This window comes from Streptomyces sp. NPDC002690, from assembly GCF_053592415.1.
In genome coordinates this window covers 1-8,181 of sequence record NZ_JBSFVR010000332.1, presented here as the reverse complement: position 1 = coordinate 8,181, position 8,181 = coordinate 1, and the positions used below count along the sequence as shown (strand labels likewise).

Genomic DNA, 8,181 nt, shown 5'->3' with positions numbered 1-8,181 from the left:
CCTCTCCGACCTCATCAGCTTCGGTCTCGCCCCGGCGTACTTCGTCCTGGTCTACGGGATGGTCGCGGACGACGCGCACCAGCGTGTGTCGGCGCCAGCCGGTGCGCGTGCGCGGGGTAGACCCCGAGGACCCGTACCTCGGAGGAGAAGAACCGCAGTTCGTTCAGGGCGAGGGCGACGTGCGGCTCGTCGGGGTGCCCCTCGATCTCCACGTAGAAGCGGCTGGGGCTGAGCCCCGCGCTCATCTGGTAGCTCTCGATCTTCGTGAGGTTGACGCCGCTGGTGGCGAATCCGCCGAGCGCCTTGAAGAGCGCGCTGGGGATGTTGCGTACGCAGAAGAAGAGGCTGGTCATCGTGGTGCCGTCCGCCTCCGGCCACGGTCCCGCGTCACGGGAGAGCACCACGAAGCGGGTGGTGTTCTCGGGGTCGTCCTCCACCTCGGACCGCAGCACCTCCAGCCCGTACAGCTCGGCCGCGGCGGGCGGCGCGAGCGCGGCGTGCCGGGGGTCGCCCAGCTCCGCGACCTCGCGGGCCGAGCCGGCGGTGTCGTCGCTGACGTGGGTGCGCCAGCCGCCCTCGCGGAGCAGCTTGCGGCACTGGCCGAGCGCGTGCACATGGCTGCGTACGCACTCCACCTGATCGATCGAGGAGCCCGGGACGCCCATCAGGTCGAAGCGGATCGCGAGGAAGTACTCCGCGACGATGAACAGACCCGACTCCGGCAGCAGGTGGTGCACGTCGGCGACGCGCCCCGCGGCGGAGTTGTCCACGGGGATCACCGCGACATCGGCGGTACCGAGCGTCACCGCGTCCAGCGCCTGCTCGAATCCCGTACAGGGCACTTCACCGCAGCCGGGGTACAACGCGTGGGCGGCGGTCGCCGAGTTGGAGCCCGGTTCCCCCTGATATGCGACGATCGTCACCTTGTTCTGCCTTCCACCGTGGAGCCTGTCCGTCGCGGGTCACGGAGTCCTCCCCGCGTCACCGCATGCAAGCAGTATCGGAGTACGGGAGCGGTCCGGGCACACCGGGTTCGGTGGCCCGGCCAGGTCCGGTACACCTGGCCGGGCTCGCGCCGGGTTCGCACCGAGGAGCCGGGTGCCCTCAGGCACCGGCCCCCCGCCTGCCCTCCGCCCTGCGCGCTCGGCGCGCCGCGAAGACTCCGGGCTCGGCCCGCATGTGCGGCGGCACGGCGAACTTCGGGGCGTTGAAGAGGATCACGCACACCTCGCAGAGCGCCGAGGCCAGGATGATCAGCACCCCCGCGGCAACGCTCCACGAAGCCACCGGACCGTCGAACGACCCCATCAGGAACACCACCACCACGCCCCACAGGGCGGCCGTGGTGATGCCGGCCGACCGCACCTCTCCCCTCCGCACGACAGGCCCGAACGGCAGAACGGCGGTCACGGAGTCGGCCACGTCCGGATCTCGCCAGAGCTGGACGGCCTTCCAGGTCATGAAGGCGTTCCCCAGCACGAGAAGAGCAAAAACGATCACCATCAGAACCATCGATGCCACCCCCTTTCAGGTCGGCCGGGGCCGACCCACGGACTGTCGCCGAGCGGCCCGCGCAGGGCGACCGGTCGGTCGGAGCACCAGCCTCCCGCACGCGCGAGCTCCCGCTCACCCGGGGGGCACCCCACCCCGGGCGGTCGCGTGTCCGCGCCCACCGATCCCTCATGGTTCACCCGGACGTGCACCGAATGCCGCACCCGATCGGATTTGCCCCTCGTGACAACGTCCAACGGCACAGAGGTCGCGCGCACTCATTGACAGGGACACACCCCCGGCGACACTCTCGGGAGAGCGCTCTCCAAGACCGGCCACGGGAAGCCGGTCCTCCCTCAGCACCCGCCAGGAGCCCACGTGTTCAGATCACCCCACGCCCGTTCCGGCCGTCCACGACCCGGCCGCCGACTCGTCTCCCTCACCGCCCTCGGCGCCCTCGTCGCGTCCTCGCTCACCCTCCTCGCGGCGCCGGGCGCCACGGCCGCCGACACCCTGCTGTCCCAGGGCCGGACCGCCACCGCCTCCTCGCAGGAGGGCGACGGCTACTCCGCCGCCGCAGCCGTCGACGGCAACCTCACGGGCACCCGGTGGGCGAGCCAGTGGAGCGATCCGCAGTGGATCCAGGTCGACCTCGGCGCCACCGCCAGCCTCAGCCGGGCCGTCCTGACCTGGGAGGGCGCCTACGGCAAGTCGTACGAGATCCAGGCGTCCGACAACGGCACCGACTGGCGGAGCCTGCGCACGGTCACCCAGGGCGACGGCGGCACGGACGATCTCACCCTCTCCGGCTCCGGCCGGTACGTCCGGATGCTCGGCACCGAGCGGTCCGGCGGATACGGCTACTCCCTCTGGGAGTTCCAGGTCTACGGCAGCGCCGGCACCACTCCCCCGCCGGCCACCGGCGGTGCGGTGAAGGTGACCGGCTCGCAGGGCAACTGGCAGTTGCAGGTGGGCGGCCAGCCGTACACCGTGAAGGGCCTGACCTGGGGCCCGTCCGTCGCCGACTCGCCGAAGTACCTGCCGGACGTGAAGTCCATGGGCGTCAACACCATCCGCACCTGGGGCACCGACGGTTCGACCAAGCCGCTGCTCGACGCGGCGGCGGCCAACGGCATCCGGATCATCAACGGCTTCTGGCTCCAGCCAGGCGGGGGCCCGGGCAGCGGCGGCTGCGTCAACTACGTCACGGACACCACTTACAAGAACAACTCCCTGACGGAGTTCGCGAAGTGGGTCGACGCCTACAAGTCGCACCCCGCGACCCTGATGTGGAACGTCGGCAACGAGTCGGTCCTCGGTCTCCAGAACTGCTACAGCGGTACGGAGCTGGAGGCGCAGCGCAACGCGTACACCACCTTCGTCAACGACGTGGCGAAGAAGATCCACTCGATCGACCCGGACCACCCGGTGACCTCCACCGACGCGTGGACCGGTGCCTGGCCGTACTACAAGCGGAACGCGCCCGACCTCGACCTGTACGCGATGAACTCGTACGGCGACGTCTGCAACGTGCAGCGCGACTGGGTGGCGGGCGGCTACACCAAGCCCTACATCATCACCGAGACCGGTCCGGCGGGTGAGTGGGAGGTCGCGAACGACGCGAACGGCATCCCCGAGCAGAAGACCGACGTACAGACCGCCGCCGGCTACACCAACGCGTGGAACTGCGTCACCGCCCACCGGGGTGTGGCGCTCGGCGCCACGATGTTCCACTACGGCACCGAGCACGACTTCGGCGGAATCTGGTTCAACCTGCTGCCCGGCGGCTTCAAGCGGCTCTCGTACTACGCGGTGAAGCAGGCGTACGCCGGATCGACCGCCGGGGACAACACGCCGCCGGTGATCAGCAACATGACCGTCTCACCGGCCTCGGCGGCCCCGGCCGGCAAGGAGTTCACCGTCCACGCCGACGTCCGCGACCCGGACAACGACCCGGTGACGTACAAGATCTTCCTCAGCGGCAACTACGCCAACGGTGACAAGGGGCTGGTGGAGGCCGCGTGGCGGTCCACCGGGAACGGCACCTTCGCCGTGACGGCGCCCGAGAAGCTGGGCGTCTGGAAGGTCTACATCCGGGCGGAGGACGGCCACGGGAACGCGGGCTTCGAGACGAAGTCGGTGAAGGTCGTCGCGCCGCCGGTGGACGGCACCAACGTGGCGCTGAACAAGCCGGCCACGGCCTCCTCCTCGCAGGCCTCGTACGGCGACTGCCCGTGCACCCCGGCCAACGCGGTCGACGGCAACCCGGTCACCCGGTGGGCCAGCGACTGGAGCGACCCGCAGTCCATCCAGGTCGACCTGGGCGCGCGCACCGCTCTGCGGACCCTCCAGCTCCAGTGGGACCCTGCCTTCGCCTCCTCGTACGAGGTGCAGTTGTCCGACGACAACGCCACCTGGCGCACCGTCTACACGACCACCACCGGCAACGGCGACATCGACACCGTCGCCCTCGGCCAGTCGGCACGCTACGTCCGCCTCGCCCTCAAGGCCCGTGGCACCGGCTGGGGTTACTCGCTGCACGAGATCGGTGTGTACGCCTGACGTACGGGCTCCGCACCCCCTCCTCCGTGCCGCCGGTGCCCGACCGGCACCGGCGGCATCCCACCCCCCTCCAGCGGAGAGGCACTCCATGAAAGGCACGAAGAACAAGAACGGCGCCGCGAGAAGGCTTTCGGCGGTGCTGGTCGGCACCGCCCTGGCCGCCACCCTCCTCGGCGTCGGATCGACCCTGACCGCGGGCGCGCCGGACGCGTCGTCCGCCACCGTCGCGGCGGGCGCGGGCACGGCGGGCTCGCCCCACATGGGGCACGTCGCCGCAGCCGCTTCGGCCGCTTCGGCGGACGACGTGGACGGGGACGGCTACATCCCCGCCGTCCCGCCGGTCACCGGTGTGACCCCCTCGTGGGGGACGCCGACGCCGCGCTACTTCCACGAGTTCCAGGCCAACTGTTCGGTCACCCACACCGCGCCGGACGACCCGATCGTCTTCCCCGGCCAGGCCGGCGCGTCCCACGACCACACGTTCATGGGCAACACGACGACCAACGCCCAATCCGTGACCGCCTCGCTGTACGGCGGCAACACCACCTGCAAGGTGCCCGGCGACTCCTCGGCGTACTGGATGCCGTCCCTCTTCAAGGGCGACACCAAGATCCTGCCGACCGGTCCGCAGGTCATCTACTACAAGGCGGGCGTGACCGACTACACCAGCGTCCGCCCCTTCCCCAAGGGGCTGCGCTACGTCGTGGGCAGTCCGCTGCAGAGCGCGGAGCAGTTCCGCGCGCTCAAGGGCTGGGTGGAGGGCTGGGAGTGCGGGGAGTCCTTCGGGAACATCGACTTCCCCGCCACGTGCCCGGCCGGTAGCCAGCTCAACATCCGTATGCAGGCGCCCAGTTGCTGGGACGGGCTGCACCTGGACACGCCGAACCACCAGGCCCACATGGCGTATCCGGTCGTGAAGCCCGGAACCAACGACAACGTCTGCCCGGCCGACCACCCGGTGGCCCTGCCGATGGTCGAGTTCAAGATGGCGTTCCCCGTCAGCGGGGACATGTCGCAGGTCAGGCTGGCGAGCGGGCGCGGCTACTCGTTCCACTACGACTTCTTCAACGCGTGGAACGAGCCGACCCTCAAGGCGATGGTGGACCACTGCATCGTCGGTGGCCTGCAGTGCGACGCCCGTGGCTGGGACCAGAACCACCCGGAGGCCGGTGCCGCGCTGAACGCGGACTACCGCCTGCCGTAGGAGCGCGCCGACCGGCCCGTTCCTCCGGTCGGGCCCCGGTCCGCTCCACCCGTGAGCCCCCGGTCCGTCCCGTTTCCGCCCCGTCACGGGACGGACCGGGTCGGGGCGGGTCCCGCGCCTCCGCCTCGTGCCTACGCGGAGGCGCGCACGACGAGTTCCGGGTCGAAGATGACGGCGGTGGGCTCGGTCCGCGTCCCCTCGATCTCCTCCTGGAGCAGGCACGCCATTCTGGCCGCCATCTCCTCCATCGGCTGGCGGACCGTGGTGAGCGGAGGTTCGGCGGCGAGCGCGGCGCTGGAGTCGTCGAACCCGACGACCGCGACGTCCTCGGGGACTCTGCGGCCGAGTTCCCGCAAAGCCTCGCAGACTCCCCTGGCCATCACGTCGTTGGCGGCGAACACCCCGTCGATCAGCGGGTGTTCGCGCAGCAGTCGGCGGAGGGCCGAGGCCCCGCTGTCGGCGGTGAACCCGCCCTCGGCGACGGGTACGTACGGTTGGCCGTGGCGTTCCATCGTCTCCCGGAACCCGGCGAGCCGGTCCTGGGCGGCCGGCAGGTCGAGCGGTCCGGTGATGGTGGCGACGCGCAGGCAGCCCCGGGCCAGCAGGTGTTCGGCGGCCAGTCGGGCGCCGTCCCGGTGTGCCAGGTCCACATAGGTCACGGGGGCCGGGACCCCGGGGCGGGCGAAGAGTACGCAGGGCAGCCGCTCGGCCGCCAGCAGGGCGGGCAGCGGGTCCTCGGCGTGGGTGGAGAAGATCAGCGCGCCGTCGGCCCGGCCCTGCCGGAGGTACTCCACCACGTCGCGCCGGGCGGCGTCCGTCTCCGCGAACATCAGCACCGGGTACATCGAGCGGGGCCGCAGGAAGCCGACGACCCCGCTGACGACCCGGCCGAAAAAGGGGTCGGCCAGCGCCTGGGTGGCGAAGACGTTCTGCCCGTCCTCGGAATCGTCCCCCGCGCCGGAGACCACCAGGGCCAGGGTCTGGGCCCGCCGGGTCACCAGGGCCCGGGCGGCACCGTTGGGGGCGTAGCCGGTCCGCGCGATGGCGTCGCGCACCGCGTCCTGGATGGCGGGGTCCACGTTGCGGATGCCGTTGACCACGCGGGACACGGTGGCGCGGGAGACGCCCGCCTCCCGCGCGACGTCTTCGAGCCTGGGAGCGCGTCTCGTCATGCCGGTACCTTACCGGCGGGCGGTCAGCGGCCGGGGAAGCGCTCTCCGGCGAAGGGGCCGGCTCCCGTGTCGCGGATCTCCACGGAGGCGGTCAGGGGCAGCCGCCCGGCGGAGGAGCCCGCGTACACCTCGTACGTACCCGGCTCGGTGAGCCAGCCGTGCTCCTCGGGAGACCAGTGGTGCAGGGCACGGTGCGGTACGCGTACGGCGACGTCGACGGTCTCGCCGGGGCCCGCTTCGACCGGGGCGTATCCGGCAAGCCACCGCACGGGGCGTTCCACCGCCGAGCCGGGCCGGGCCAGGTACACCTGCACGACCTCCCGGCCCGCACGCGCGCCGGTGTTGCGGAGCCGTACGGAGACGGTGAACGCCGTCTCCTCGTCGGCGGTCGCCGCGCCCGGGGACACGGACGCGCTCTCGTACTCCCAGGCGGTGTATCCGAGTCCGTGACCGAACCAGTAGGCGGGCGTGCGGTGTTCGCGCAGCCAGGCCCGGTGGCCGATGTGCGGGCCCTCGGCGTACCGCAGCACGCCGTCCACCGGCCGGATTTCACCGACGGGGGCGTCGGCGAGGAGGGCGGGCCAGGTGGTCGGCAGCCGGCCGCCCGGTTCGGCGGCGCCGAACAGCACGTCCGCCAGCCCGGCTCCGGCCTCCTGGCCGGGGAACCAGGCCAGCAGGACGGCGGGTGCCTCCCGGCGCCACGGCATCTCCACCGGGCCGCCGGAGTTGACGACGACGACGGTACGCGGCTGGGCGGCGATCACCGCGCGGACGAGTTCGTCCTGGTCGCCGGGGAGCGCGAGGGTGGTCCGGTCGTGGCCCTCCGATTCGCTGTCCTGCGTGGTGCCCACGAACACAACGGCGGCGTCCGCCGCGCGGGCGGCGTCCACCGCTTCCGCCAGGGCGTCCGCGCGGTCGGGCATCGGCGGTGCGGCCGTCACCAGGGTGGCGCGGCCGGTGCCGTCGGCGAGTTCGCGGCGGGCGACGACCGTGACGGCCCGGCCCCCGGTCAGGGCGATCTCCCCGTACCGGCTCGGCGGGTTGACGTGCACGACGGCCGGGTCGTCGGTCTCGCGCGGGAACACCCCGTCGACCAGTGGCGTCCCGTCGACGGTGAGGCCCATCCGGCCGAATCCCCCGACGCCGAAGGTCCAGGTGCCGCCGACGCCGGGGAGCAGCCGGGCGCTGATCTCCACGGTGTGCGCGCCGGGCGGCAGCGGGGGCTCGATCTGCCGGCCGGACTCCCGGTGTCCCGCGTACAGTTCGGCGCCGTCCGCGTCGAGCACCCGCAGCAGCGCGCCGGTCCGGCCGTCGCGCGGGTCCTGGCAGCCGGGGCCGCCGAGGAAGGGGGGTGCGCCCAGGGCGGGTCCCGGCGCGTGCGCGAGCCGGACGGTGGTTCCAAGAGCGTCACGGAGGGCGTCGAGCGGGGTGGAGACGTGCCGGGGGTGGACGCCGGCGCTGCCGCCGCCCTGCACCCGGGGGTCCGCGGCCTGCGCGCCGATCACCGCGAGGGAGGTGAGCGAGGCCGGGTCCAGGGGCAGCACGCCCCGGTTGCCGAGGAGCACGCATCCGGCGGCGACCGCGCGCCGCAGCAGGGTGTCCGGGGCCTCCGCGTGCTCGGCCGTCTTCGGCAGGGGCGTCGGCTTCGCCGGGGTCGCGCGGTGGAGTGCGCCCACCCGGTCGGTCCAGGGTGGAGAGGGCGTCCGTCGTGCCGGCGGCGAAGACGATGTCGGTGTCGGTCTGCCCGACCTG

General features: G+C 72.3%; 5 protein-coding genes and 1 pseudogene. 2 read left to right on the top strand and 4 right to left on the bottom strand.

Features of this window, described 5'->3' with window-relative positions:
* Positions 1-14: 14 nt before the first annotated feature.
* Entirely contained in the window at positions 15-923 is a 909-nt protein-coding gene (locus ACWD3D_RS29395; protein WP_451463801.1) for a prephenate dehydratase, read from the bottom strand.
* A gap of 181 nt (positions 924-1,104) precedes the next feature.
* Entirely contained in the window at positions 1,105-1,512 is a 408-nt protein-coding gene (locus tag ACWD3D_RS29390; RefSeq protein ID WP_451463800.1) for a hypothetical protein, read from the bottom strand.
* 357 nt (positions 1,513-1,869) lie between these two features.
* Between ACWD3D_RS29390 and ACWD3D_RS29385 the strand changes: the two genes are divergently transcribed.
* Positions 1,870-4,053: a discoidin domain-containing protein gene (locus ACWD3D_RS29385; protein ID WP_451463799.1), complete on the top strand. Its 2,184-nt coding sequence runs from the start codon at positions 1,870-1,872 to the stop codon at positions 4,051-4,053.
* Between the two features lie 88 nt (positions 4,054-4,141).
* Positions 4,142-5,257, top strand: coding sequence for a DUF1996 domain-containing protein (locus tag ACWD3D_RS29380; protein ID WP_451463798.1), 1,116 nt, complete (start codon positions 4,142-4,144; stop codon positions 5,255-5,257).
* 131 nt (positions 5,258-5,388) lie between these two features.
* Here the strand turns inward: ACWD3D_RS29380 and ACWD3D_RS29375 are convergent, their stop codons facing one another.
* Both ACWD3D_RS29375 and ACWD3D_RS29370 read right to left on the bottom strand, forming a co-directional pair.
* Complete coding sequence (locus tag ACWD3D_RS29375; protein ID WP_451463797.1) at positions 5,389-6,429, bottom strand: LacI family DNA-binding transcriptional regulator; 1,041 nt, start codon at positions 6,427-6,429, stop codon at positions 5,389-5,391.
* A gap of 23 nt (positions 6,430-6,452) precedes the next feature.
* Positions 6,453-8,108: pseudogene (locus ACWD3D_RS29370) on the bottom strand (glycoside hydrolase family 3 C-terminal domain-containing protein); the annotation flags it as partial.
* Between the last annotated feature and the right edge of the window lie 73 nt (positions 8,109-8,181).